The following is a 25,506-nucleotide window of genomic DNA, read 5'->3' as shown; positions in this document are numbered from 1 at the left end:
AAACCCTTACTTCATCTGGGGAAAAGCAAATTCCACACCAGCGCTTGCCGTGTTCGGCCAGCGCTGCATCACGGCCTTGTGGCGCGTGTAGAAACGCACGCCTTCGGGGCCATACGCGTGGTGGTCGCCGAACATGCTGCGCTTCCAGCCGCCGAAACTGTTGAAGGCCATCGGCACGGGCAAGGGGATGTTGACGCCCACCATGCCGACCTGGATCTGGCGCACGAATTCGCGCGCCACGCCGCCGTCACGCGTGTAGATGGCCACGCCGTTGCCATACTCGTTTGCGTTGATCAGCTCCACCGCCTGCACCACGTCAGGACACCGGAGCACGCACAGCACGGGGCCAAAAATCTCTTCCTTGTAGATGCTCATGTCGCGCGTCACATGGTCGAACAAGGTGCCGCCGACAAAGAAACCGTTCTCGCGGCCAGGCACCACGTGGTTGCGGCCATCGACGACAAGAGTGGCGCCCTGCTCCACGCCCGAGGCGATCAGTTTTTCGATCCGCTGCTTGGCCGCCAGCGACACGACCGGTCCCATTTCCGCACCATCTTCCATGCCGTCGCGCACTTTCAGTGCGGCCGTGCGCGTTGCCAGTGCGTCGATCAACTTGTCGCCCGCGTGGCCCACGGCCACGACGACGGAGATGGCCATGCAGCGCTCGCCCGCCGAACCGTAGGCCGCGCCGATCAGCGCGTCGACCGTCATGTCCATGTCCGCGTCGGGCATCACCACCATGTGGTTCTTCGCGCCGCCCAGCGCTTGCACCCGCTTGCCGCTGGCGCTGCCGCGCGCATAGATGTATTCGGCGATCGGCGTCGAGCCCACAAAGCTGATTGCCTGCACCACGGGGTGGTCGAGCAAGGCATCGACGGTCACTTTATCGCCCTGCACCACGTTGAAGACGCCGTCGGGCAAGCCTGCTTCTTTCAACAGTTTCGCGTGCAGCAGGGATGCCGACGGATCGCGCTCAGACGGTTTCAAGACGAAGGTATTGCCGCAGGCAATCGCCACCGGGAACATCCACATCGGCACCATCACGGGAAAATTGAATGGCGTGATGCCGGCCACCACACCGAGCGCCTGACGCATGGACCAGGCATCGATGCCGCGCGAAATCTGGTCCGTGAATTCCCCCTTCAACAGTTGCGGGATGCCGACGGCAAATTCCACCATCTCGATGCCGCGCGCCACTTCACCCTGCGCATCGGCAAAGGTCTTGCCATGCTCGCGCGTGAGCATGGCGGCAAATTCATCCGTATGCTGCTGGCACAGCTGCAGATAGCGGAACAGGACCCTGGCGCGCGTCAGCGGCGGCGTGGCCGACCACGAGGGAAATGCGGCGGCCGCCGCCTGCACGGCCGCGTCCACGTCTTCCACGGTGCCCAGCACCACCCGGGCCACGGGTACGCCCAGGGCGGGGTTATAGACGTCGCCGTAGCGGCCGCGTTGGGTGTCGATTTTGGCGCCGTTGATGTAGTGGGTAATGGTGTCGAGGTTGTTCATTGGTTTTCCATTTTTTAACCCAGAGGCAAAGACTGGGGTCGGACCCTCAGGGTCCGACCCCGGCTCTTGTTTTGGGTTTGCCGTTCAATCGAGATTTTTCAGCACCTTGGCCAGCTTGCCAAACAGCTCGTCGACATGCTGTTTCTCCAACACCAGCGGCGGCGACAGCGCGATAATGTCGCCTGTCGTGCGTATCAGCACGCCGTCGGCGAAGGCCTGCTTGAAGGCGTTGAAGGCACGCGCACCGGGTTTGCCGGCAATGGGATCGAGTTCGATGCCGGCGATGAGGCCAATGCTGCGCAGATCGATCACGTGCGGCAAGCCTTTCAAGGAATGCACGGCGTCGCTCCAATACGCCTGCATCGCTTTAGCATGGCCCAGGATGTCCTGTTCCTCGAAAACTTGCAGAGTCGCCAGCGAGGCGGCGCAGGCCAGCGGGTGGCCGGAATACGTATAGCCGTGGAACAGTTCGATGCCGGCCGGCGCATCCATGAAGGCGTCGTGAATATACTTTTTGCTGAAGACGGCCCCCATCGGCACCATGCCGTTGGTCAGGCCCTTGGCCGTCGTCATCAGGTCAGGCTCGACGTCGAAATAATCAGCCGCGAACGGCGTCGTCATGCGGCCAAAACCCGTGATGACTTCATCGAAGATGAGCAGGATGCCGTGCTTGGTGCACAGCTCGCGCAAGCGTTTCAGATAGCCTTTCGGCGGGATCAGCACCCCTGTGGAACCGGCTACCGGTTCGACGATGACGGCGGCAATCGTCGAGGCGTCGTGCAGGGCGACGATGCGTTCCAGTTCGTCGGCCAGGTGGGTGCCGTATTCGGGCTCGCCCACCGTGTAGGCATTCTGGTTCAGGTTATGCGTGTGCGGCAGGTGGTCCACGCCGGGCAGCAAGGGCCCGAAGGTCTTGCGGTTGCCGCCGATGCCGCCCACGGAAATGCCGCCGAAGCCCACGCCGTGGTAACCGCGTTCGCGGCCGATCAGGCGCGTGCGCGCGCCCTCGCCACGCGCCCGATGATAGGCCAGCGCGATCTTCAGGGCCGTGTCGACGGCCTCGGAACCGGAGTTCGTATAAAACACGTGGCCAAATTTATGCCCCGTGTAATCCATCAGTTTTTCCGCCAGGTCGAAGGCAGCCGGATGGCCCATCTGGAAGGTCGGCGCGAAGTCCAGCTGGCCCACCATCTCGCGGATGGCGCCGACGATTTTCGGCTGCGCATGGCCGCACGGCACGCACCACAGGCCGGCCGTGCCATCGAGGATGCTGTTGCCATCGACGTCCTTGTAGTACATGCCTTCGGCCGACACGAGCAAGCGCGGGTTGGCCTTGAAATCGCGGTTGTTCGTAAACGGCATCCAGAATGCCGACATCGATTCCGGCCTTGTTTCGTTCATGACCTTCTCCTTGAGATGGGCTGGCGCGAGGCCAGGATCGTTTTTGACGAAGCGTAAAATAATTTACCAGTTGGCAAAAAGCTGATGTAATAATAGACAGGCCATCCGCAATGGCACAGATACACAAACGGCAAAGTATCCCAACCGTACAGGCCGAAAAGCCACTACAGTTTTGTGCAAGGCAGCATAAGGAGCCACCGTGAAGCACAGCGACAGCGCAGACGATGCCCCCGAACAGACCAGCGGCTGGCCCGTGCTCGACATCGACCGCCAGAAAAAGGGCGGCCTGGTCGAGCAGATCGTCGTCGCCATCAGCATCATGGTGGGCAGCCGCGCCCTGCGCATCGGCACGCGCATGCCGTCCGTGCGCCAGTTCGCCCGCTGCAATGGCGTGTCGACTTTTACCGTCGTCGAGTCCTATGACCGCCTGGTCAACCTCGGCTTGCTGTCGTCGCGGCGCGGTTCCGGCTACTTCGTCGCGCGCCACGATATTGCCGCCTCGCCGCAGGCCGCCGTACACGCGAGTCCCACCGCCATCGACGCCCTCACGCCGGACCTGTATTCGGGCGTGTCCGACGCCCTGCCCGTGGGCGCGGGCTGGCTGCCGCCCGAGATGTATGGCGAAGCGACCGTGCTCGATGCCGTGCGCCAGGCCATGCGCATTCCCGCCAGCCGCTTGCGCGGCTATGGCCATCCTCTCGGTTTTCCTTCGCTGCGCCAGCACCTGGCCACCAGCCTGTCGGAGGAGCTGTTCCAGGTCGAGCCGGACCAGGTCTTGCTGACGCATGGCGCCACGCATGCCTTCGATCTGATCCTGCGCAGCCTGACCAAGCCGGGCGACACGGTGCTGGTGGAAGATCCCGGCTACAGCAATCTGCAGTCGCTGATCCGCCACCACGGCTGCATTCCCGTGGGCATTGCGCGCGGCGAGGCGGGCCTGGACCTCGATGCGCTGGCCAGCGAGGCGGCGCGCACGCAGCCCAAGCTGATGTTCGTCAACACGGTGCTGCAAAATCCCTTGGGTACCTCGCTCAGCCAGGCGCAGACACATCGCCTGCTGGCGCTAGCCGAGCAATTCGATTTCTGGCTGGTGGAAGACGATATCTACCGCGAACTGGCCGCGCGCGGCGACGCGTCGCTGGCGGCCATGGACGGCTTGCGCCGCGTGATCCGCGTGGGCAGTTTTTCCAAGACCCTGTCGCCCGTGCTGCGCGTGGGGTCGATTTGCGCCTCGCCTTCGCTGGTGGCCGAACTGGTGCGCGTGAAAATGCTGGCGGGACTGACGACGTCGGAAATCAATGAGCGCGCCGTCTACCACGCCATCTCCGCGCGGCCCTACAAGCGCATGGTGGAACGCCTGGTGGCGCAGCTCGATGCGGCCCGCGAACGCAGCATCGATTGCCTGGCGCAGGCGGGCATGGCGCCCGTAGCGCGTCCGCGCGGCGGCATGTTCGTCAGCGCCGGCTGGCCCGATGTGCAAACGCCGGAGTGGAATGGCAAGATCATCGCCGACATGGCCTTGAAGGCCGGCATCCTGCTGTCGCCAAACGAATTTTTCATGCTGCGCGCGCCCGAGACGGTGTGGTTCCGCTTCAACGTGGCCTACACCGATACCCCCTTGCTGCAGGCCTTCCTGCAATCGATCCGCCCACGCTAAAGAACCCGCCATGGCCAGCGACAAATCCCCTGCCCTTTCCGTGAAAAATGCCGGCGGCCGACGCCTGCAGAACCGAGACCGCCTGGAAGCGGACATCCTCGAGCAAGCCGTGCGCGTGTTCGCGGAAAGCGGCTATGAGGGCGCGTCGATCGCCACCATCGCCGAGCGGGCCGGCCTGTCGAAGCAAAATCTGATGTATTACTTCCCGTCCAAGCAGCTGCTGTACCAGCGCGTGCTCGACGATGTGCTCGACGACTGGCTGGCGCGCATGGAATCGCTGTCCAATGAACACGACGAGCCGCGCGACGTGCTGCGCGCGTACATCGGTGCCAAACTGCGTTTTTCGCGCGAACAGCCGTGGGCTTCGCGCGTGTATGCGCTGGAAGTGATCAATGGCGCGCCCCTGTATGGCGCACAGATACGCGACCGGGTCGTGCCCCTGCTGCGCAAGGATATCGCCGTCTTCGAAGCCTGGATCGCCGCCGGCAGGATCGCGCCCGTCAACGCCACGCACCTGATGTTCGCCATCTGGGCCATGACGCAATCGTATGCGGATTTTTCAGCGCAGATGGCCCTGGTGCTGGAGCGCAAGCAGCTCACGCGCAAGGATTACGAGGATGCTGAAATCCTGCTTACGCACATGGTGCAGGCGGCCATCGCCCTGCCCGGAGCAGTCTCCGGCACGTGATGAAATTTCCAATGAACAATCTGACAGTGATAGCATGGCGCGCTGAAGCGCTTGCAATGGCGGCGCAATATCGACAGGATAAGGAACAGGCATGAAACAATGGTCATCGGCGCGCACCGCGTCATTGCTGGGCAAAGCTGCCTGCGCGGCGCTGCTGGCAGTGGCGGGCGCGGCACAGGCGCAGACAGTCGGCATGATAGACAACCAGCCGCTGAGCGAAACCTGGCTCAACGCGGGCTTTTATTCGTATCATTTCCAGCGCGACAAGAACCTGAACGACAGCAATCCGGGCCTGGGCGGCGAATACCGCTTTTCCACCGTCGCCTCGGTCACGGCCGGCCGCTTCTACAATAGCGACCGCGCCTATTCGAACTACCTGGGCGTGTACTACCAGCCCATCAAGGTGGGCCCGCTGCGCGTCGGCGCCGTCGTTGGCGGCTTCAGCGGCTATCCGAAGATGCGCGATGGCGGCTGGTTCCCGGCCCTGGTGCCCACCATCAGCTATGAATACCAGCGCGTGGGCGTGAATATCGCCATCGTGCCATCCTACAAGGACCGCCTGTATGGCGCCCTCAGTTTCCAGCTGAAACTCAAGGTGTTTGAATAACCGTTTGTCCTGGTTTGTCGCCGTTCGGTCCGCCATTCCTGCCATTCGTCGCATACGCGATGTCTGGCAGCGGGGTTTTGCCTATAGTGGATTCATCGCCAGCTTGCATACGCAGCGGCACCCACACGACAGGAGAACGGCATGAAAGACCTCAATTCGGCACCGGGCAGTACTTCCTTCAGCGCATTCTGGAGCGAGCTGTGCGCTTACACGCGCCAGGGCATGGCAGCCCTGCGCGCCATGTCCTGGCCCATGCTGCTTGCATGCTGCCTGGGCCTGGCGTTCGTGATCACCATCTTGCCGCTGGCCATCATGCTGTTTGCCCTCGTCATGCTGCTGAAATGGGCAAGCAACAGCGACGATGCCGGCGCGGATCAGAAAGCGGCGGACTCGCAGCAATCGCCGCAATAAAAATTGCGCAGTAGCAAGAGTGCAATGATTATTCTATGGCACTATGGATGGGCGCGGCACTGACGGGCATCAAACCCCTCCCGATGGATGGTATTGAGACGGAACGCTACGCAAGATTAACAATCGAAGCTACTCCCCCATAGCCATAGGAGTTTTCTGATGACCTCGACTGCAAAAGCCACAACCGGCACGACCATTCCCTGCCTGCGCTACCGCGACGCGCCCGCCGCCATCGAATGGCTGTGCAAGGCGCTCGGCTTTGAAAAACAATTGATTGTGCCTGACGGTAACGGCGGCGTCGCCCATGCGCAACTGAGCTTTGGCAATGGCATGGTCATGGTGGCGCCGGCCATCGACAGCGACTATGGCCGCCTGATGAAACTGCCCGGCGACGTCGGTGGTGCGAACACGCAAAACTGCTATCTGGTCGTCAGCAATGCCGATGCCGTCTACCGCAGCGCGCGCGAAGCCGGCGCCGAAATCGTGCTCGACATCAAGGATGAAGATTACGGCGGACGGGGCTTTACCTGCCGCGACCCGGAAGGCCATATCTGGAGCCTGGGCACCTACGATCCATGGTAAAACGGAGAACAATGATTATCAGTACCCTCGCCGCCGCCAGCCTTGCGCTGATCGGCGGTTTCCTGTCCGCTCCCGTCCTCGTCGACGAGCACCTCAACCGTGTCCATCCTCCGTCCGGCAAGGCGCCGTCGGCAGCCGCTGTAGCCCTGCACCAGAGCCTGTGGATCGCCGACCTGCATGCGGATAGCCTGCTGTGGCAACGCAATCTGAACCGAGACAGCCAGCGCGGCCATGTCGACTTCCCCCGCCTGCAGCGGGCCAACGTGGCGCTGCAAGCCTTTTCCGTCGTCACCAAGACGCCGCGCAAGATGAATATCGAGCGCAATGGCAGCGACACGGACAACATCACGGCCCTGGTGGTGGCGCAAGGCTTGCCACCTGCCACCTGGAACAGCCTGCTGGCGCGCGCTACCTACCAGGCCGACGAGCTGCGCCAGCAAGCGGCCAAGAGCCAAGGCAAGGTCAGGGTCATCGGCAGCCGCGCGCAACTGCGCAGCTTCATCGCCGCGCGCGAGCAAGATCCCACCCTGCTGGCCGGCTGGCTGACACTGGAAGGCGCGCATGCGCTGGAAGGCAAGCTGGACAACCTCGATACTCTGTACCGGGCCGGCTACCGCATGGCCGCGCCCACGCACTTCTTCGATACGGAACTGTCCGGCTCCCAGCACGGCTTGAAGAAAGGCGGCTTGACGCCGCTGGGCAAGCAATGGCTGCGCGCCATGGAGCAGCGCAAGATGATCGTCGACCTGGCGCACGCCTCGCCGGCTACCATCGACGACGTATTGACGATGGCGAAACGCCCCGTGATGGTGTCCCACACGGGCGTGCGCGGCACTTGCGCCAATGGGCGCAACCTGAGCGACGCACAACTGAAACGCATCGCCGCCCAGGGTGGCCTGGTGGGCATCGGTTTCTGGAATACGGCCGTCTGCGGCAAGGACTTGGCGTCCATCGCGCGCGCCATCAAGTACACGGTAAAACTGATCGGTGCCGAACACGTGGCCTATGGTTCGGACTTCGACGGCGCCGTCACCACCGCCATCGATGCGACGGGCTTGCCGCGCCTGACGCAGGCCCTGCTCGACGCAGGCTTGTCGGAAGCGCAGATCCGCCGCGTGGCGGGCGGAAACGTGCGCGACTTTTTACTGAAAAACCTGCCGGACGATGACGCCTAGGCTAGCCTAGCGCCTGGACCAGGGCCTGGTCCGCCACCTGGCGCGGCCGGATGCGTATCAGCTTGCGGTATAGCGGCGGCATCGACTCGCACAGCGCCAGCAGCGCGTCTTCCGCCATGGCCGGGCGCACATACTGGAATTGCGCGGGATTATTTTCCGGCAGCGCCCCCTCCATGGTGGAGCCATAGGCGCCCAGGGTCATGAAACTGGCTGCGCTGTCGTCCGGGCCTATGGCCAGCACGAAGGTGCCGTGCTTGGGGTGGCCCAGGTAGCTTTTGAATTCTTCCTGCAACGCCGGCGCCGCGTTCGCCATCAATTCAAAGCGCAGCTGCGCGTACTGGCGCGTGCATTCCATGAACGGCGTGCGGATGACCGACTGCGCCACGTTTCCCGGCATGCACAGCAGCAGGTTGCCAAAGGAATCGAGCAAGGCGGCCGCGTCGCCCTGCCCGCCATCGCGCACATCCTGCTCCATCGCCGCCTGCAGGAAGGGCGCCAGGCCCGCATCGGGCGCATGCGGCGCGCAGCGGTAAGTGAGGGCGTCAGGATAGCGGCGGCGCAGGGCGCGCACCACGGCATGCTCGGATGGCAAGGTGGCCGGATCACGCAGCTGCACGTCGTCGCCGGCATTCAGCAACTGCATCACCTGCGCCGATGTCGACTCGAATACGAGCGAGCACAGTGCCTGCGTCGCCTCGTGGATGCTCTTGCCGATGAAAAAAGATTTGGGCGCGGCGCCGGAAGGCAGGCGCGCATACTCGGTGGCGCCGCGCACGGCCGGATAGCAAAAGCTGCGGCCGGCCTGCGCCTGCAGGGGCGCCGGCAAGGCCGTAAACGTGGCGCTGCCATCGTAATTGATGCCGGCCTTGACATCGGGCGCGGCCACCACCACGTTGAAACCGGCCGCCAGAATCGCCCCCGTGCACATGCAGCACGGATCGAGCGAGGTGACGATGGTCAGTTCGCCCGGCGGCGGCAAGGGCGTGCCCTTGGCCCGTTCGGCGAAATACCAGTCTACCAGCTGGCGCTCGCCATGCGCGGTGGGGTCGAACACCAGGCCCTGGCGCACGACGTTGTTATGCATCGATTGCAGCACGTTGCCGGCGCCATCGAGCAGCACGCCGCCCACGCCGAAGGTGCCCTGCGTCTTGGCTGCCATGGCTTCGGCCGCGGCAATCGCCACGGCGGCCTGGATGTCGATCGTCTTGTTCAAGCGGATCCTGTTACTGCATATCCAGGTCGGAATTGCCGAAGCCGTGCGGCAGCAGCCAGCCCGCCGTCACTTCCATGACATCGTTTTTCAGATTGGTGAGGATCACCGGCAGGTCGGCGCCGCCCATCTCGAAGATCACCTGGCGGCAGGCGCCGCATGGCGAGATCGGTTCCGCCGTGTCGCCCGTGACGGCCAGCCTGGCAAAGTCGCCCGGCTTGCAGCCATGCGCGATGGCGCTGAAAAACGCCGTGCGTTCGGCGCAGTTGCACAGGCCATAGGCGGCATTTTCCACGTTACAGCCGCGGAAGACGCGGCCATCCTTGCACAGCAGCGCAGCGCCCACCTTGAAACGCGAATAGGGCGCGTAGGCCAGTTCGCGGCCGGCGTTGGCTTCGGCGATCAGTTCTTGGTTGTTCATTTTGTTTTCTTTTCAACCCCAACAGCGAGATGCCGGGGTCGTACCCTCAGGGTACGACCCCGGACTTTGCTTCTGGGTTTAGTTTAAGGACGAATGGTACGATAAATCACCGGCTTAGCCGCCAGCGCGACCGCGCTGATGTCATACGCATCCTGGATTTCCCTGACGGCTTGCTGCGCCGCCGCTTCCGTGCGCGCGTGCACCATGGCCAGCGGCTGGCCGACAGCCACCTGCTCGCCATGGTGCACGAGGTCCGTCAGGCCGACAGCGAAATCGATGCTGTCCGTCGGACGGCGGCGGCCACCACCCAGGGCCACCACGGCCAGGCCAATGGCGCGGCAATCGCGCACGTTGGCAAAACCGGCCGACAGCGCCGGCGCCGGCACGATGAATGGCGCCTGTTCCAGGTGCTTGTCCGGATGTTCGACCAGGTCGGCCGGGCCGCCCAGGGCAGACACCATGCGCGCAAAGCGCTCGGCCGCTTCGCCCGAATCGAGCGCAGCCATCAATTTCACGCGTGCCTCCTCTTCGCTGGCGGCCAGGCCGCCCAGCACCAGCATCTCGGCGCACAGCGCCAGGGTGACTTCGTGCAGGCGCGCGGGACGCGAACGGCCCGTCAGGTAATCCATGGCGCCGCGCACTTCCAGCGCATTGCCGGCGTACGGCGCCAGCGACTCGTTCATGTCCGTCAAAATCGCCGACGTCTGCATGCCCGCGCCATTGCCGACGGCGACGATGCTTTCGGCCAGTTCCACCGACTTGTCGTAGGTCGGCATGAAGGCGCCAGTGCCCACTTTCACGTCCATCACCAGCGCATCCAGCCCGGCCGAGAGTTTCTTCGACAGGATGGAGCCGGTAATCATGGCCACCGATTCCACCGTGGCGGTGACGTCGCGGATGCTGTAGAAACGCTTGTCGGCCGGTGCCAGCTGCGCCGTCTGGCCGATGATGGCCACGCCGATATCCTGCACCACCTTGCGGAACAGTTCATTGTCCGGCACCGTGCAATAGCCTGGAATGGCGTCGAACTTGTCCAAGGTGCCGCCCGTGTGTCCCAGGCCGCGGCCCGAGATCATCGGCACGTAGCCGCCGCACGCGGCGACCATGGGGCCCAGCAGCAGGGAGACGACATCGCCCACGCCGCCCGTCGAATGCTTGTCGACGATAGGGCCCGGCAAGTTCAGCGAACGCCAATCCAGCACCTGGCCGGAATCGCGCATGGCCAGGGTAAACGCCACGCGCTCGTCCATGTTCATGTCATTGAAATAGACGGCCATGCCCAGCGCCGCGATCTGGCCTTCGCTGACGCTGCCGTCAGTGATGCCGCGCACGAAAAACTGAATTTCCTCGGCGCTCAGCACGCCCTTGTCGCGCTTCTTGCGAATGATTTCCTGGGTTAACAACATGGAATAACTCCAATCATGAGATCTGGGGTCAGTCCCTGCGGATCTGACCCCAGCTTTGTAACGCTAGTGACTTATCAGACGCCGTAAGGAATCCACACGTTTTTCACTTGCGACGCATGCGCCAGCACGGCGCGGCCGCCGCTTTGCGCGGCGCTGTACCAGTCGCGGCCCTTCGCGCCGCCGACCCAGGTGCGCTTCAGGGTGCCCGCCGACAGGCGCTCGACTTCCGCGCAACCTTCGGCGGAGCCGTCATGGCGCCAGACGGCGTCGATGTCGGCGTGCGTGGCCAGGGTGCGCGCCAGTTCATCGGCGTTGCCGCTGATGATGTTGACGACGCCGCCCGGCAGGTCGGACGTGTCGAACACCTGGTACAGATCCAGCGCGGAGAGCGGATGCGCTTCCGACGGCACCACCACCACGCGGTTGCCCAGCGCGATAGCCGGCGCCACCAGCGAAATGAAGCCCAGCAAAGGTGCCTCGTTCGGGCAGACGATGCCGATCACGCCAACCGCTTCGTTCAGCGCCACGGTGATGCCCTTGGTAGGCGGCTGGTGCGCCAGGCCGTCGTACTTGTCGGCCCAGGCGGCGTAATAGAACAGGCGCTCGATCGAAGCCTGCACTTCTTTCTCAGGATTTTTACTGCCCGTCATGGCGGCGATGCGGGCGGCGAATTCGTCGGCGCGCGCTGCCAGGTTTTCAGCGATGTAGTACAGCACTTGCGCGCGATTGTGCGCCGTGGCGCTGGTCCAGCCGGACGCCTTATGCGCCGCCTCGACGGCATTGCGGATGTCCTTGCGGCTGCCCACGCCCACTTCGGCCAGCAGGGCGCCATTCGCGCCGAACACAGGGGTGCTGTAGGCGCTGTCAGGGCGCGCCTGCTTGCCGCCGATGTACATCTTGGCCGTGCGGTCGATGGCGAACGGATCGGCTGCCGCCGGCTTCACGTTGGCCTTGGCTTTCGCTTGCACCACCGGCAAGGCCGGGCGCGCATCTTCGGCCAGGGCCGTCATGTATTCCAGCATGCCTTCGCGTCCGCCTTCACGGCCGAAGCCCGATTCGCGGTAGCCGCCGAAGCCGCACGCCGCGTCGAACTGGTTGGCACTGTTGATCCACACCACGCCAGCCTTGATGGCCGGAGCGATGTCCAGCGCCAGGCTGATCGACTCGGTCCACACGCTGGCGGCCAGGCCGTACACCGTGTTGTTCGCCAATTGCACCGCTTCAGGCGGCGTGCGGAAGCTCATGGCCACCAGCACGGGGCCGAAGATTTCAGCCTGTGCCACGGCGGCGGAAGTGGACGCGCCCGTGATCAGGGTGGGCGGGAACCACGAACCGTCAGCCGGCAATTCGCACGCCGGTTGCCACACGTCGCAGCCTTCGGCACGGGCGGTATCGACCAGCGCGGCGATGCGCTGGCGCTGCACGGGGTCGACCAGCGCGCCCACGTCCATCGACTTGTCCAGGGGCGAACCGAGGCGCAGGTTTTCCATGCGCGCGCGCACCTTGTTCAGGAAGCGATCCTGGATCGACTCCTGCACCAGCAGGCGCGAACCGGCGCAGCACACTTGTCCCTGGTTGAACCAGATCGAGTCGACCAGGCCTTCCACGGCGCCGTCCAGGTCCGCGTCTTCGAAGACGATGAACGGCGACTTGCCGCCCAACTCGAGGGACAGCTTCTTGCCGCTGCCGGCCGTCGCCTCGCGAATCAGACGGCCCACTTCCGTGGAGCCCGTAAATGCGATCTTGTCGACGCCCGGATGGTTGACGATGGCCGAGCCCACTCTGCCGTCGCCGGTGACGATATTGACCACGCCCGCCGGCACACCCGCCTGCAGGCACAATTCAGCGAACAGCATGGCCGTCAGCGACGTGAATTCGGCCGGTTTGAAGACCACCGTGTTACCCGCGGCCAGGGCCGGGGCGATTTTCCACGACAGCATCAGCAGCGGGAAATTCCACGGCACGATCTGGCCCACCACGCCCACGGCGCGGTAGTCGGCGAATTCTTCCGACTGCAGTTGCGCCCAGCCGGCGTGATGGTAGAAATGGCGCGCGGCCAGCGGCAGGTCGATATCGCGCGTTTCGCGGATGGTCTTGCCGTTGTCCAGGGTTTCGAGCACGGCGAACAGGCGCGAATGCCTTTGCAGCAAGCGGGCCAGCGCGTACATGACTTTGGCGCGGCCATGGCCGCCCATGCCTTGCCATACGGACAGCGCGCGGCGCGCCGCTTCCACGGCGCGTTCCACGTCCGCATCGGTGGCTTGCGTCAGTTCGGCCAGCTGCGTACCGTCGGCCGGATTGGTCGAGGCGAACAGTTCGGCCGGCTCGCTCCAGGCGTTGTCGATGAACAGGCCGAACTTGCGCTGGTGGCCGTCGAGCCACGCTTGCGCTTCTTTTTGACTTTCGGGAGCAGGGCCGTAGTCCATAGTAGTGAGAATCTCGTTAATTGTTGGCATGACGATTGTTCTTTAAGGTTGTGCGTGACGATGATTGGCCGAGTAGCTGCCGGTGACGTAGTGCTCGAGCTGGCGCTCGATGTCGGTCAGCAGGCTGGAAGCGCCGATGCGGAACAGGTGCGGCTGCAGCCATTCGTTGCCCAGCTCTTCCTTCATCAGGGTCAGGAACTGCAGCGCGCTCTTGGCCGAACTGACGCCGCCGGCCGGCTTGAAGCCCACCTTGAAACCGGTCTGCTCGTAGTATTCGCGCACCGTGCGCACCATCGTCAGGGCCACGGGGATGGTGGCGTTGACGCTTTCCTTGCCGGTGGAGGTCTTGATGAAATCGGCGCCGGCCATCATGCAGACCCACGACGCCTTGGCCACGTTTTCCATGGTCAGCAAGTCGCCCGTGGCGAGAATCGCCTTCACGTGCGCTTCGCCGCACGCCTTGCGGTAAGCCAGCATTTCGTCGTACAGCACTTGCCAGTTGCCGTTCAGGACATGCTGGCGCGTGATGACGATATCGATTTCCGAAGCGCCCGCGGCGACCGACAGTTCGATCTCGCGCAGCTTCGTTTCCATGTTTGTCAGGCCGGCCGGGAAGGCGGTCGACACGGCGGCGATGGGCAAACGGCCCTGGATGACTTTCACGGCCGGCTGGATCATCTCGTGGTACACGCACACGGCGCCGGTGCTCAGTTCCGTCAGGCCCAGCGCGTCCATCAGGTCGGCGCGCAGCGGGCGCATGGCCTTCATGCACAGGCGCTCCACGCGGCCCGGCGTATCGTCGCCGCCCAGGGTGGTCAGATCGATCATCTGGATGGCTTTCACCAGCCAGGCGGCCTGGTATTCCTTTTTCACGGTACGGCGATTCGCCAGGCTGGCCGCGCGGCGGTCCGTCGCGGCGCGGTTGACGCGGATCTGGTTGATCCAGCCCAGGTCGAGGCCGACGGCCTCGTTACGCTTGAATTCGGGGTGCATGAGTGTCATAACAAGCTGGTTCCATTAGCAAGTGGTGGTACGCCAAGGTGCTTGGCGAGGGTTTGGCCAATATCGGAGAACGTCTCGGAAATACCCAGTGCGCGCGGGGCGACGCCGGGGCCGAAGAAGATCATCGGAATGTGTTCGCGGGTGTGGTCCGAGCCGTGCCAGGTCGGGTCGCAGCCATGGTCGGCGGTGATCACGACCAGGTCGCCTTCCTTCAGCTTGGCCATGAATTCCGGCAGGCGCGCATCCATTTCGCGCAGCGCGTCGGCATAGCCTTCGACGTTGCGGCGGTGGCCGAACGCCTGGTCGAAATCGACGAAGTTCACGAAAGTGAGCGACTTGTCCTGCACTTCATCGGCCGTCTTCAACAGCGCTTCAAACAGCGCCATGTTGTCGACACCCTTCACGACTCTGGAAATACCCTGGGTGGCGAAAATATCGCTGATCTTGCCCAGGCCGACGACTTCGCCGCCCGCATCCTTGACGTGGTCGAGCAGGGTCTTGCTTGGCGGCGCCACCGCATAGTCGTGGCGGTTGGAAGTGCGCGTGTAGTTGCCATTGCTGCCCGTGAACGGGCGGGCGATGACGCGGCCGATGTTGTACGGTTCGACCAGCTTGAAGGCCATTTCGCACACGTCATACAGGCGTTCGAGGCCGAACGATTCTTCGTGCGCGGCGATCTGCATCACCGAGTCGCCCGAGGTATAGATAATCAGCTTGCCGGTGGCGACATGTTCATCGCCATGCTTGTTGATGATGTCCGTGCCCGAGGCATGGCAGTCGCCGAGGAAGCCCGGCACGCCGGACATGGCTTTCAGCTTGTCGGTCAGGTCGGCCGGGAACGATGGCGTCGTGCGGGGGAAGTAGCCCCAGTCGAATTCGACGGGCACGCCGGCGATTTCCCAGTGGCCGCTCTGCGTGTCCTTGCCGGTGGAGCGCTCGCGCGCCGCGCCGTAGGCGCCGGTGAAACCGTCGCGCTGGTCGAAACCCGTGGCCCATTCGCCGCTGGCCAGGTGCGCCGCGGCGCCCAGGCCCAGGCGTTCCATGTTCGGGAGTTTCAAGGTCTTGCCGCTTTTGGCGACAGTGCTGGCAATGTGGCCAAAGGTATTGGCACCTGCGTCGCCATACTTGGCGGCGTCTGGCGTCGCGCCAAGGCCGAAGGAATCAAGCAGGAGGATAAATGCGCGTGACATGATAAGGCTCGCTTTAGGAGTGATGCGAAGATGATGCGAACAGTGTAGGCCGGATTTTCCCGGCCTGCCGCGCGACAGCGCCGGTGGCCGGCGCGCCGCTACTGCATAAAAAAGTACTTAGGCTTGCGGTTTTTCAGCGACTTTGGAGAGGAAAGCCAGGATCAGCTTGACCAGGTCTTTCGCGCCGATGGCCGCGTATTTCAGGGTTTGCTCGTGCGACAGGGCGAATGGCGACATGCCTTCGGCCAGGTTGGTGATGACGGACACGCCCACCACTTTCAGGTCGCAATGACGGGCCGACACCACTTCCGGTACCACCGACATGCCGACCGTGTCGGCGCCCAGGCGCGCCATCATGCGGATTTCTGCGGCCGTCTCGAAGTTCGGGCCAGGGTAGGCGACGAACACGCCTTCATGCAGGGTGATGCCGTTCGCGGCGGCCGTGTCCGCGACCAGCTTGCGCAGGTCCGCATCGTAGGCATTGGCCATGCTGAAGAAGCGCGGGCCGAAGCGGTCGTCGTTCGGGCCGACCATCGGCGTGCCAGGCAACAGGTTGATATGGTCGCTGATGGCGACCAGGCTGCCCGCGTCCACTTCTGGGCGCAGGGAACCGGCGGCGTTGGTGACGAACAGCATTTCGCAGCCCAGCAGTTTCAGAGTGCGGATAGCGCTCGTCATGACGCCCATGCCATAGCCTTCATAGAAGTGGCCACGGCCCTTCATGCAGACGACGGCGACGCCCGACAGGGTGCCGACCACCAGTTCGCCGGCGTGGCCGTGCACGGTGCTGATCGGGAAGCCTGGCAATTCGTCAAAGCTGATGCTGACGGCGTCCGTCATCTGCTCGGCCAACACACCCAGGCCGGAGCCGAGGATCATCGCCACGCGCGGCTTGAAATTTGCAGGAGCGCGGGCACGGATGATTTCGGCGGCGTGGAAAGGGCTGTTGTTCGACATGGTTATCCTCTGATTGACTAATGATGATGGGTTGCTGCCTGTACGGCCGAGCCCGGTGAAGGACTGCGGCCCAGGTATCGGCTAAGTATGGTGTTACAGGTATATCGAAATGCGTATTGCCACTATTTGCCGCCACTATGCATCAAACGGAATATGTATGGCAAATACCATTTTTCTTGCCCATTTATACAATTCAAATATAAATGGCCGACATTATAGTCCAGGCAAGCCCAGACCTGCCATGCCCCGAAAATGCATGCATACAAGCTCCATACGACCGCTTTTTGCGTGCACTTGACACGGGCTTGACACATTAAAGACAAATGTTTACAGTCGCAGACAAATGTTTAAAACCTTCAGCGAAAACCTTGTGACCGACACCAATAAAAAAGACCAGCTGTACACGCTGATCCGCAACAACCCCTTCATCTCGCAGCAAGACCTGGCGAGCGAACTGGGCTTGTCGCGCTCGGCCGTCGCCGGCCACATCGCCGGTTTGATCCGCGAACGACGCCTGCTGGGACGCGCCTACGTGCTGCCCGACAGCCGTCCCGTGCTGTGCATAGGCGCCGCCAACCTCGACCGCAAGATGCGCACGCTGGCGACCTTGCAGATGGGCACCTCGAATCCCGTGCGCTCGGAAGAGGTGTTTGGCGGCGTCGGCCGCAACATCGCGGAAAACCTGGCCCGCCTGTCCATTCCCGTCGCCCTGCTGACGGCGCTGGGTGACGACGCGGCCGGCCACGCGCTGCAAACGCACGCGGAAGACGCGGGCATCGACATGCGCGGCAGCTTGCATTTGAGCAACACCAGCAGCGGCACCTACACGGCCGTGCTCGACGAACATGGCGAAATGCTGCTGGCCATGGCCAACATGCAACTCTACGAACAGCTGACACCCGCCTTTTTGCACAGCCGCCAGCCGCAGCGCGCAGCCGCCGCCCTCACCGTCTGCGACCTGAACCTGGGCCACGACAGCGTGCAGGCGCTGCTGGCCGATGCGCGCCAGGACGCGGCCCACGCGACACCGCTGGTCATCGTCGCCGTCTCGCAGCCGAAGATGGCGCACCTGCCGCAAGACCTGACGGGCTTGCATTTGCTGATCCTTAACCGTGGCGAACTGGAAACGCGCGTGGCGCGGGCCTTGCCCACGGCGTTCGAGGTACGCGCCGCCTGCCGCGAAGTGCAGCGTCAGGGCGCGCGCCAGGTGATCGTCACCTGCGGCGGCGAAGGCGTGTACTTCACGGATGGCGACAGCCTGGACGCGCCTGTCGTGCACCTGGCCGCGCGCGAAGTGGACGCCGTCGACGTGACGGGCGCCGGCGACGCGTTTTCCGCCGCCGTCTGCTGGTCGCTCTACCACGACAGCAGCGATTTGAAACTGGCATGCCGGCGCGGCCTGAAACTGGCTGCCATGACCCTAGAATCGGCTGCCACCGTCTCCCCCCAGATTTCCGCCAGCGCGCTCGACAACATTGACGACGCCGACCTGGCGCCGCCCCCACCTACCCTCTTTCAACAGGATTAACATGACTCAATTACAGAATTTCCTCTTGTTCTCGCAAGAAGTGCTCGACGCGCGCGCCGCCGGCAAGGCCATCGTGGCGCTGGAATCGACCATCATTTCGCACGGCATGCCATATCCGCAAAACGTGGAAATGGCGCGCGAAGTGGAGCAAATCATCCGTGACGGCGGCGCCGTGCCGGCCACCATCGCCATCATCGGCGGCAAGATCTGCGTGGGCTTGTCGCCCGAGCAACTGGAATTGCTGGGCACCTCGCCCGACGCCATGAAAGTCAGCCGCCGCGACCTGCCGTTCGTCCTGTCACAGGGCAAGCTGGGCGCCACCACCGTGGCCGCCACCATGATCTGCGCGGAACTGGCAGGTATTTCCGTGTTCGTCACGGGTGGCATCGGCGGCGTGCACCGCGGCGCGGAAACCAGCTTCGACATTTCCGCCGACTTGCAGGAACTGGCGCACACCTCGGTCGCCGTCGTCTGCGCGGGCGTGAAATCCATCCTCGACATCGGCCTGACCCTGGAATACCTGGAAACCCATGGCGTGCCCGTCATCAGCGTGGGCCAGGAAGGCTTCCCCGCCTTCTTCACGCGCGAAAGCGGCTTCAAGGCCGATTTCCGCCTCGATACGGCCGCCGAACAGGCTGCCTTCATCGGCACCAAGTGGCAACTGGGCTTGAAAGGCGGCGTGATCGTCAGCAACCCCGTGCCGGCCGCGCAAGCCATGCCCAAGGAAGAGATCGATGCCATCACCGCGCAGGCGCTGCAGGAAGCGGATGCGGGCGGCGTGAAGGGCAAGCAAGTCACGCCATTCCTGTTGTCGCGCATCAAGCAGCTGACGGATGGCCGCAGCCTGGCGACGAATATCGCGCTGGTCAAGCACAATGCCCAAGTCGGCACCGCGCTGGCCATTGCCATGCAGGCAGTCGTGGCACGATAATAGGACTGCTGTAAAGAAAGCGCACGCGTCTTCACGGGTTCGTGCGCCGTTCCATCGCCTAGCAACACGCAACGCCAAGGAAAGCATGTCCATCGATCTGAAACAGTTAAAGTATTTTCTTGCCGTTGCCGAGGAGAAAAGCTTCAGCCGCGCCGCCGAGCGCCTGCATATCTCGCAGCCGCCTCTGAGCCAGCAGATCATGAAACTGGAAAGCGAACTGGGCGTACGCCTGTTTGCGCGCACCACGCGCACGTTCGAGCTGACCGTGGCGGGCAAGGCGCTGATGAACGAGGCGGCCGACCTGCTGGCCAAGATGCGCATGACCATCGACACCATCCGCCAGATCGACCGCGGCGAAGTGGGCCGCTTGCGCGTGGGCATCGTCGGCTCTGCCATGTGGGGCCCCATTCCCAGCCTGCTGGAAGAATTCCAGACCAAATTTCCCCGCGTCAGCTGGACCATCCATGAATTTGGTCCCACGGTGCAATACGAAGCCTTGCGCGCCAAACAGATCGACGTGGGCTTCTGGCGCGAACCCAAGCTCAACGACGACGACTTGCGTCACGACAATTTACGCCAGGAACTGTGCTTCCGCGAAAACGTCTGCGTCGCCGTCAATGAACACCACCCGCTGGCAAAAAACACGTCCATCGAACTGATCGACATCGCCCACGAGCCGATGCTGACCCTGAACCTCGACAAATCCGCGTTTCCCCGCTATCTGGTGCAATGCTGCATCAATGCCGGTTTCGAACCCGTGATCTTCCAGGAAGCGAGCGAACCGCAAACCCTGCTGGCCATGGTCGGTGCGGGCCTGGGCGTGACCCTGGTGCCGGAAACGACGAGCCGTATCGGCTGGCCCGGCGTGGTGTTTCTGCCGATCAAGACCAATCCGCCGTCGGCCAACCTGTATATCAGCTACACCACGCTGGACGACGCACCCGTTGTGCGGGCCTTCTTGAATATCCTGAATCCCCCCGCCGCTTGAGGCCGCAATTTATATGGCTTTCATATAAATAGTTAAACAAAAACGTATTTGTCATACATATCTGGCATGATGCATAGTGATTCGGACGCCCATCGCGGCGCCGGTCCCGTGCTTGCCCTGCCCGTCAACTGACGGCGCATCCCAGCCCGCTCCGGCAGCCCCCTTCGATGTTGTACCTATAAAAGAGACGGGATCGACTGTTGCATGAGCATCACATTGTCGACATAAAAGCAGTCGAGGTCAGCAATGATCTTGTGCAATACAGTGCAATGTTGATAAGGAATTATCACCTCGTGCATCAAAAACAGGCTAAATCGGCCCCAAATTATATGTTTCACCTATAAAAAATATACAATATCGATCTTCCAGGAGCCAATTCATGAAACTTACACAATTTAGTTTGACGATCGCAGCCGTATTTCTGACTGCTCAAGCGTCCGCGGCTACCCCAAAACTGGGTGTCGTGTATGACGCGGGCGGCAAGTTCGACAAGTCGTTCAACCAATCCGCTTTCGAAGGCGCCTCGCGCTTCAAAAAAGACACGGGCATTTCCTTCATCGAAGTGCAAGCCTCCAGCGATACGCAAGCCGAGCAAGTCATGCGTGGCCTGGCCCGCAAGAAACTCGACATGATCGCCGCCATCGGCTTTGCGCAAACGCAAGCCGTGCAAAAGGTCGCCAAGGAATTCCCGAACGTAAAATTCGTGCTGATCGACGGCCAGGCCGCCGGCAGCAACGTCAATTCCGTCGTCTTCAAGGAAGAAGAAGGCTCCTATCTGGTGGGCGTGGCTGCAGCCATGGCCAGCAAGAGCAAGAAGGTCGGCTTCATCGGCGGCATCGATATTCCCCTGATCCGCAACTTCGCCTGCGGCTACGCGCAAGGCGCGAAAGCCGTCAATCCGAAGACGGAAATCACGCAAAACATGGTCGGCACCACGTCCGGCGCCTGGAATGACCCGGCCAAGGGCGGCGAACTGGCCCGCTCGCAATTCGAGCGCGGCGTCGATGTCGTCTTCGCCGTCGCTGGCGGCAGCGGCATGGGTACCCTGCAAATGGCCAAGGAAAAAGGCAAGCTGGCCATCGGCGTCGATTCGAACCAGAATCATCTGTATCCAGGCAGCATCCTGACCTCGATGGTCAAGCGCGTCGACAACACCGTCTACGACAGCTTCATGCAAGTCAAGAACGGCACCTGGAAGGGCGGCGTCAGCTATAAAGGCTTGAAAGAAGGCGGCGTGGATTGGGCGCTCGACGCGAACAACCGCAAGCTGATCACGCCGGAAATCGAAAAGCGCGTGTTGGGTGCGCGTAAGGACATTATCGATGGCAAGATCAAAGTGATCGATTACCGCGTCGGCAGCAGCTGCCCGGTTTAATTTTTCTCCGTATCTTTTAGCGCGCCGCCGGGGCCAGTCTCCGCGCGGCGCGTTTCCATGAAACTATCCAGTTATGAACCTATGCAGCCAGCAGTAGAATTTCGCAGCATTTCCAAGCAGTTTGGACATGTGAAGGCGAACGCCGACGTCAGCTTCTCCATCGCCAAGGGCAGTATCCACGGCCTGGTGGGGGAAAACGGCGCCGGCAAATCGACCTTGATGAGCATCCTGTACGGGTATTACCGTGCCGACGGCGGAGAAATCCTGCTCGACGGAAAAGTACAGCCTATCCGCAACAGCCAGGAAGCGATCAACCTCGGCATCGGCATGGTGCACCAGCACTTCATGCTGGTCGAGAACTTTACCGTCCTCGACAATATCATGCTGGGCACGGAAGGCGGTTTTCGCCTGGCCAGCCACCGCGCGGAAGCGGAAGCGAAGTTGCGCGAGATTTGCGCCCGCTACCGCCTCGACGTCGACCCGCTGGCAAAGATCGAAGACCTCTCCGTCGGCGCGCAGCAGCGCGTGGAAATCCTCAAGCAGATTTACCGCAGCGCCAATATCCTGATCCTCGACGAGCCCACGGCCGTGCTGACGGCCCAGGAAACGGCGTCGCTGTTTGAAATCTTGCGCCTGTTCAAGGAACAAGGCAAGACCATCATCTTGATCACGCACAAGCTGCAAGAGATCCTGGAAATCACCGACAACGTCACCGTCATGCGCGGCGGCACGGTGGTCGGCGCCGTCGCCACGGCCGGCACCTCGAAAGAGGAACTGGCCAACATGATGGTCGGCCGCCCCATCCAGAGCCATCTGCCCCGCGCGCCGTACAATCCGGGCGCCACGGTGCTGGAGGTTGACGGTTTGCAACTGGCCGACGAGCAGCAAGTCAAATTGCTGGCCGACATAGGTTTCAACTTGCGCGCCGGCGAAATCGTCGCCATCGCGGGCGTTTCGGGCAATGGCCAGAGCGAGCTGCTGGAAATCCTGTCCGGCATGCGCTTGCCCACGTCCGGCACCTTGCGCTTCCTCGACAAGGACTTGCCGTTTGCCAAGCGTCACGATGCCGACGGCTTGCCGCTGGCCTTCCGCGAACTGGGCATCGCCCACATTCCGGAAGACCGCTTGCGCGATGGCGTGGTGAAAAATTTTTCCGTCATGCAAAACACCATCCTCGGTTACCAGGACCACCTGAAAAACCGCTGGGGCTTGTTCAACTTCAAGGCTATCGGCGCCCGCTGCGCGCAATTGCTGAAGACTTTCGACGTGCGCCCGGCCAATCCGGACCTGCGCATCGGTTTGTTGTCGGGCGGTAACCAGCAAAAGGTGGTGATCGCGCGCGAAGTGCTGGCCAAGCCGAAACTGATGCTGGTGGGGCAACCCACGCGCGGCGTCGACATCGGCACCATCGAAAGCATCCATACGCAATTGCTGGCCCTGCGCGACGCGGGCGTGGCGATCCTGCTGGTGTCCGTCGAACTGGAGGAGGTGCGGGCGCTGGCCGACCGCATCCTCGTCATGTGCGGCGGACGCATCACCGGCGAACTGAAAATTGAAGAATTCGATACCACCCGCATCGGTCTGTTGATGGGGGGAATGCATAAATCATGAATAACGACTTGCCACGCTGGGCGACAGCCTTTGTCATGCCCATGTTAAACCTGCTGTCGGCCTTGCTGGTCGCTGCCCTGGTGATTTATATGCTGGGCGAAGACCCGGCCGAATCGCTGTCGATCCTCGTCCACAGCGCCATCCTCAATCCGGAAGGCTTGAGCTATACCCTGTTCTACGCCAGCACCTTCATTTTCACGGGCCTGTCGGTCTCGGTGGCGATGCAGGCCGGCCTGTTCAATATTGGTTCCGAAGGCCAGATGTATATCGGCGGCCTGGGCCTCACTGTCGCCATGCTGGCTTTCGACCAGACCCTGCCCGCCTGGCTGCTGATTCCCGCCGCCATGATCGGCGCGGCCCTGTTCGGCGCGCTGTGGGGCTTTTTGCCCGGCTATCTGCAGGCGAAGCGCGGCAGCCATATCGTCGTCACGACCATCATGTTCAACTTCATCGCCGCCAGCCTGATGAACTTCGTGATCGTGAAATACCTGATCCCGCCGGGCGAACAGAACACGGCCAGCCGCGTGTTTGCGGAAAGCGGCGAAATGCCGCGCCTGTCCACCTGGTTCCCGTCGCTGGGCGACACCCCGCTGAACATCAGCTTTATCCTGGCGATCGCCGCGCTGGTCATCTACGGCGTGATGGTCTGGCGCTCGTCGTGGGGCTTCAAGCTGCGCGCCACGGGCCTCAACAAGCACGCGGCCCACTATGCGGGCGTGTCGATCAGCAAGATGATCATCATCGTCATGCTGATCTCCGGCGCGCTGGCGGGCCTGGGTTCCGTCAATTCCATCATGGGTTCGACGCATTATCTGTCGCTCAATTTCGTCGGCGGCGCCGGTTTCATCGGCATCGCCATCGCCCTGATGGGCCGCCAGCATCCGGTCGGCATCTTTTTGTCAGCCGTGCTGTTCGGCGCGCTGATACAGGGTGGTTTCGACTTGTCGCTGGAAAAACCGAATATCCCGACGGAAACTTTCATTTTCATCCAGGGCTTGATCATCCTGTTCTGCGGCGCCATGGAAAACTTCTACGCACCGGCCATTTCCGCCCTGCTCAAGCGCACCAAAGGCTAACACCATGACACTCGACGACTTTCAATTCGCCAGCATCCTGGTATCGACCGTGCGCAATGCGCCCGTCCTGATCTTTGCCGCCATGGCCGGCCTGTTTGCCGAACGCAGCGGCATGATCGACATCGGCCTGGAAGGCAAGATCCTGGCCAGCGCCTTCGCTTCCGCCGCCGTGGCCTACACGACGCAAAACCCGTACTACGGCATGGCTGCCGGCATGCTCGTCTGCGTCGCCCTTGCCCTGCTGCAAGCGTATGTCAGCATCACGCAAAAGGGCAACCAGCTGGTGGCCGGCATGGCGATCAACATCGCCATGAGCGGACTGACGTTTGTGCTAGCGCAATTTTTCTTCCAGCAAGGCGGCCGCACGCCGGACCTCGGCTCGGCACGCCTGTTCGACGTGGTATTGCCGGGCACACAGTACGTAGAACACATTCCCTTCATCGGCTGGGTGTATGCCCACCTGATCGGCGGCCATTCCATCCTCGTCTACGTGGCATTCCTGCTGATTCCGCTCGTGCACTGGCTGCTGTACCACACGCGTTTCGGCCTGCGCCTGCGCGCCTGCGGCGAAAACCCGCATGCGGCCGACTCGGCCGGCGTCAGCGTGGAAGCGACGCGCTACCTGGCCATGCTGGTGGCCGGCATCCTGTGCTCGTTCTCGGGTGCATATCTTGCCATCGTGCAAAGCGGCTTCTTCCTGCGCGACATGTCGGCCGGCGCCGGCTACCTGGCCCTGACGGCCATGGTGTTCGGCAACTGGCGTCCCGTCTACACCTTCCTCGGCTGCCTGATGTTCGGCTTCTTTGCCGCCATCCAGATTCAGATTGAAGGCGTGGACTTGCCCGTCGTGGGCCGCATCCCCGGCTCGCTGATCCAGATGGTGCCGTACGTCGTCACCGTGATCGTGCTGGCAGGCTTGATGGCCAAATCCATCGCACCGAAGGCTATCGGTATCCCCTTTGTAAAATCGCGTTAAGAGCACCTGAGAAAATACCCATGGCGTCGTTGCCTTGCCCTGGGCATTTTTCAGGCGCTCCCTAAAATGACAAAAAGCGAAGCCCGCGGGCTTCGCTTTTTTTACGCCTGGGTAATCTCGTCCAGCGAGAAAAACACGGCCAGCCCCAGGCTGCGCGCCACGTTGACCATCTGGTCGGCACCCTGGGACGCGCCGCCGAGGCGCAGCACGGCATCGCAATGGCTCAATAAACGCGTCGCATGCGCGTGAAACAATGCCTCGTACACGGCATCGCCCACCCGGCTTGAGCCTGCCAGCGCCAGCATGGGCAAGGCCAGCCATTCACCGAGCACGGGCATGTGTCCCTTTTCATACAACGGAAGGCAGACGGCTTCCATTG

General features: G+C 62.5%; 22 protein-coding genes. 13 read left to right on the top strand and 9 right to left on the bottom strand.

Annotated elements, in window-relative coordinates:
* Positions 1–6: 6 nt before the first annotated feature.
* Both BZG29_RS06120 and BZG29_RS06115 read right to left on the bottom strand, forming a co-directional pair.
* Positions 7–1,509 (bottom strand): CoA-acylating methylmalonate-semialdehyde dehydrogenase, encoded by a 1,503-nt coding sequence (locus BZG29_RS06120; protein WP_077400074.1) that lies wholly within the window; start codon positions 1,507–1,509, stop codon positions 7–9.
* An 84-nt stretch (positions 1,510–1,593) separates the two neighbouring features.
* Positions 1,594–2,910 (bottom strand): aspartate aminotransferase family protein, encoded by a 1,317-nt coding sequence (locus BZG29_RS06115; protein ID WP_077400070.1) that lies wholly within the window; start codon positions 2,908–2,910, stop codon positions 1,594–1,596.
* A 199-nt stretch (positions 2,911–3,109) separates the two neighbouring features.
* Here BZG29_RS06115 and BZG29_RS06110 point away from each other — a divergent pair, with 199 nt between their 5' ends.
* From BZG29_RS06110 to BZG29_RS06085, 6 genes are all read left to right on the top strand, one after another.
* A complete protein-coding gene (locus BZG29_RS06110) occupies positions 3,110–4,567 on the top strand; it encodes a PLP-dependent aminotransferase family protein (RefSeq protein ID WP_077400067.1) in 1,458 nt (485 codons plus the stop codon).
* 10 nt (positions 4,568–4,577) lie between these two features.
* Positions 4,578–5,255, top strand: a complete 678-nt coding sequence (locus BZG29_RS06105) for a TetR/AcrR family transcriptional regulator (protein WP_077400064.1) — start codon at positions 4,578–4,580, stop codon at positions 5,253–5,255.
* A gap of 91 nt (positions 5,256–5,346) precedes the next feature.
* Complete coding sequence (locus BZG29_RS06100; protein ID WP_077400061.1) at positions 5,347–5,862, top strand: hypothetical protein; 516 nt, start codon at positions 5,347–5,349, stop codon at positions 5,860–5,862.
* A 141-nt stretch (positions 5,863–6,003) separates the two neighbouring features.
* Positions 6,004–6,273 carry a hypothetical protein gene (locus BZG29_RS06095; protein ID WP_077400057.1) on the top strand — a complete coding sequence of 90 codons (270 nt, stop codon included), beginning with the start codon at positions 6,004–6,006 and terminating at the stop codon, positions 6,271–6,273.
* A 159-nt stretch (positions 6,274–6,432) separates the two neighbouring features.
* Positions 6,433–6,855 carry a VOC family protein gene (locus BZG29_RS06090; RefSeq protein WP_077400054.1) on the top strand — a complete coding sequence of 141 codons (423 nt, stop codon included), beginning with the start codon at positions 6,433–6,435 and terminating at the stop codon, positions 6,853–6,855.
* Positions 6,856–6,866: 11 nt separating this feature from the next.
* Entirely contained in the window at positions 6,867–8,030 is a 1,164-nt protein-coding gene (locus BZG29_RS06085) for a dipeptidase (RefSeq protein WP_150130809.1), read from the top strand.
* A 1-nt stretch (position 8,031) separates the two neighbouring features.
* Here BZG29_RS06085 and BZG29_RS06080 read toward each other — a convergent pair whose 3' ends face one another.
* From BZG29_RS06080 to xapA, 7 genes are all read right to left on the bottom strand, one after another.
* Positions 8,032–9,243, bottom strand: coding sequence for a nucleoside deaminase (locus BZG29_RS06080; RefSeq protein WP_077400048.1), 1,212 nt, complete (start codon positions 9,241–9,243; stop codon positions 8,032–8,034).
* A gap of 10 nt (positions 9,244–9,253) precedes the next feature.
* Positions 9,254–9,661: a cytidine deaminase gene (locus BZG29_RS06075; protein WP_077400044.1), complete on the bottom strand. Its 408-nt coding sequence runs from the start codon at positions 9,659–9,661 to the stop codon at positions 9,254–9,256.
* An 83-nt stretch (positions 9,662–9,744) separates the two neighbouring features.
* The gene (gene deoA / locus BZG29_RS06070) at positions 9,745–11,067 is read right to left on the bottom strand and encodes a thymidine phosphorylase (protein ID WP_077400041.1); all 1,323 of its coding nucleotides are present in this window, start codon (positions 11,065–11,067) and stop codon (positions 9,745–9,747) included.
* A gap of 74 nt (positions 11,068–11,141) precedes the next feature.
* Positions 11,142–13,493 carry an aldehyde dehydrogenase family protein gene (locus tag BZG29_RS06065; protein WP_077400038.1) on the bottom strand — a complete coding sequence of 784 codons (2,352 nt, stop codon included), beginning with the start codon at positions 13,491–13,493 and terminating at the stop codon, positions 11,142–11,144.
* Positions 13,494–13,535: 42 nt separating this feature from the next.
* Complete coding sequence (gene deoC / locus BZG29_RS06060) at positions 13,536–14,495, bottom strand: deoxyribose-phosphate aldolase (RefSeq protein ID WP_077400035.1); 960 nt, start codon at positions 14,493–14,495, stop codon at positions 13,536–13,538.
* Positions 14,492–15,685 carry a phosphopentomutase gene (locus tag BZG29_RS06055; protein ID WP_077400032.1) on the bottom strand — a complete coding sequence of 398 codons (1,194 nt, stop codon included), beginning with the start codon at positions 15,683–15,685 and terminating at the stop codon, positions 14,492–14,494. Before BZG29_RS06055 ends, deoC begins: the two co-directional genes overlap by 4 nt.
* Positions 15,686–15,802: 117 nt before the next feature.
* Positions 15,803–16,642, bottom strand: a complete 840-nt coding sequence (xapA, locus tag BZG29_RS06050) for a xanthosine phosphorylase (protein ID WP_077400029.1) — start codon at positions 16,640–16,642, stop codon at positions 15,803–15,805.
* 370 nt (positions 16,643–17,012) lie between these two features.
* Here xapA and BZG29_RS06045 point away from each other — a divergent pair, with 370 nt between their 5' ends.
* From BZG29_RS06045 to BZG29_RS06015, 7 genes are all read left to right on the top strand, one after another.
* Complete coding sequence (locus tag BZG29_RS06045; protein ID WP_077408979.1) at positions 17,013–18,170, top strand: carbohydrate kinase; 1,158 nt, start codon at positions 17,013–17,015, stop codon at positions 18,168–18,170.
* A 1-nt stretch (position 18,171) separates the two neighbouring features.
* Positions 18,172–19,101 (top strand): pseudouridine-5'-phosphate glycosidase, encoded by a 930-nt coding sequence (locus BZG29_RS06040; protein ID WP_077400026.1) that lies wholly within the window; start codon positions 18,172–18,174, stop codon positions 19,099–19,101.
* A gap of 85 nt (positions 19,102–19,186) precedes the next feature.
* Complete coding sequence (locus BZG29_RS06035) at positions 19,187–20,089, top strand: LysR family transcriptional regulator (RefSeq protein ID WP_077400023.1); 903 nt, start codon at positions 19,187–19,189, stop codon at positions 20,087–20,089.
* 379 nt (positions 20,090–20,468) lie between these two features.
* The gene (locus tag BZG29_RS06030) at positions 20,469–21,464 is read left to right on the top strand and encodes a BMP family ABC transporter substrate-binding protein (protein WP_035824980.1); all 996 of its coding nucleotides are present in this window, start codon (positions 20,469–20,471) and stop codon (positions 21,462–21,464) included.
* Between the two features lie 81 nt (positions 21,465–21,545).
* Positions 21,546–23,075, top strand: a complete 1,530-nt coding sequence (locus BZG29_RS06025; protein WP_077400020.1) for an ABC transporter ATP-binding protein — start codon at positions 21,546–21,548, stop codon at positions 23,073–23,075.
* Positions 23,072–24,151, top strand: a complete 1,080-nt coding sequence (locus tag BZG29_RS06020) for an ABC transporter permease (protein WP_035824975.1) — start codon at positions 23,072–23,074, stop codon at positions 24,149–24,151. Before BZG29_RS06025 ends, BZG29_RS06020 begins: the two co-directional genes overlap by 4 nt.
* Before the next feature lie 4 nt (positions 24,152–24,155).
* Positions 24,156–25,127, top strand: coding sequence for an ABC transporter permease (locus BZG29_RS06015; protein WP_034754516.1), 972 nt, complete (start codon positions 24,156–24,158; stop codon positions 25,125–25,127).
* Positions 25,128–25,506: the final 379 nt, after the last annotated feature.

This window comes from Janthinobacterium sp. LM6 (assembly GCF_002002885.1).
Classification (GTDB): domain Bacteria; phylum Pseudomonadota; class Gammaproteobacteria; order Burkholderiales; family Burkholderiaceae_D; genus Janthinobacterium; species Janthinobacterium kumbetense.
The sequence above is the reverse complement of the archived record's forward strand: the minus strand, read 5'-3'. Positions and strand labels throughout refer to the sequence as shown.

What these genes read in the sequence shown, in the direction of transcription:
- BZG29_RS06120 (WP_077400074.1), bottom strand. Translation starts at nt 1,509, where the DNA reads ATGAACAACCTCGACACCATTACCCACTACATCAACGGCGCCAAAATC.
- BZG29_RS06115 (WP_077400070.1), bottom strand. Translation starts at nt 2,910, where the DNA reads ATGAACGAAACAAGGCCGGAATCGATGTCGGCATTCTGGATGCCGTTT.
- BZG29_RS06105 (WP_077400064.1), top strand. Translation starts at nt 4,578, where the DNA reads ATGGCCAGCGACAAATCCCCTGCCCTTTCCGTGAAAAATGCCGGCGGC.
- BZG29_RS06100 (WP_077400061.1), top strand. Translation starts at nt 5,347, where the DNA reads ATGAAACAATGGTCATCGGCGCGCACCGCGTCATTGCTGGGCAAAGCT.
- BZG29_RS06095 (WP_077400057.1), top strand. Translation starts at nt 6,004, where the DNA reads ATGAAAGACCTCAATTCGGCACCGGGCAGTACTTCCTTCAGCGCATTC.
- BZG29_RS06090 (WP_077400054.1), top strand. Translation starts at nt 6,433, where the DNA reads ATGACCTCGACTGCAAAAGCCACAACCGGCACGACCATTCCCTGCCTG.
- BZG29_RS06085 (WP_150130809.1), top strand. Translation starts at nt 6,867, where the DNA reads ATGATTATCAGTACCCTCGCCGCCGCCAGCCTTGCGCTGATCGGCGGT.
- BZG29_RS06075 (WP_077400044.1), bottom strand. Translation starts at nt 9,661, where the DNA reads ATGAACAACCAAGAACTGATCGCCGAAGCCAACGCCGGCCGCGAACTG.
- deoA (WP_077400041.1), bottom strand. Translation starts at nt 11,067, where the DNA reads ATGTTGTTAACCCAGGAAATCATTCGCAAGAAGCGCGACAAGGGCGTG.
- BZG29_RS06065 (WP_077400038.1), bottom strand. Translation starts at nt 13,493, where the DNA reads ATGGACTACGGCCCTGCTCCCGAAAGTCAAAAAGAAGCGCAAGCGTGG.
- deoC (WP_077400035.1), bottom strand. Translation starts at nt 14,495, where the DNA reads ATGACACTCATGCACCCCGAATTCAAGCGTAACGAGGCCGTCGGCCTC.
- BZG29_RS06055 (WP_077400032.1), bottom strand. Translation starts at nt 15,685, where the DNA reads ATGTCACGCGCATTTATCCTCCTGCTTGATTCCTTCGGCCTTGGCGCG.
- xapA (WP_077400029.1), bottom strand. Translation starts at nt 16,642, where the DNA reads ATGTCGAACAACAGCCCTTTCCACGCCGCCGAAATCATCCGTGCCCGC.
- BZG29_RS06040 (WP_077400026.1), top strand. Translation starts at nt 18,172, where the DNA reads ATGACTCAATTACAGAATTTCCTCTTGTTCTCGCAAGAAGTGCTCGAC.
- BZG29_RS06035 (WP_077400023.1), top strand. Translation starts at nt 19,187, where the DNA reads ATGTCCATCGATCTGAAACAGTTAAAGTATTTTCTTGCCGTTGCCGAG.
- BZG29_RS06030 (WP_035824980.1), top strand. Translation starts at nt 20,469, where the DNA reads ATGAAACTTACACAATTTAGTTTGACGATCGCAGCCGTATTTCTGACT.
- BZG29_RS06025 (WP_077400020.1), top strand. Translation starts at nt 21,546, where the DNA reads ATGCAGCCAGCAGTAGAATTTCGCAGCATTTCCAAGCAGTTTGGACAT.
- BZG29_RS06020 (WP_035824975.1), top strand. Translation starts at nt 23,072, where the DNA reads ATGAATAACGACTTGCCACGCTGGGCGACAGCCTTTGTCATGCCCATG.
- BZG29_RS06015 (WP_034754516.1), top strand. Translation starts at nt 24,156, where the DNA reads ATGACACTCGACGACTTTCAATTCGCCAGCATCCTGGTATCGACCGTG.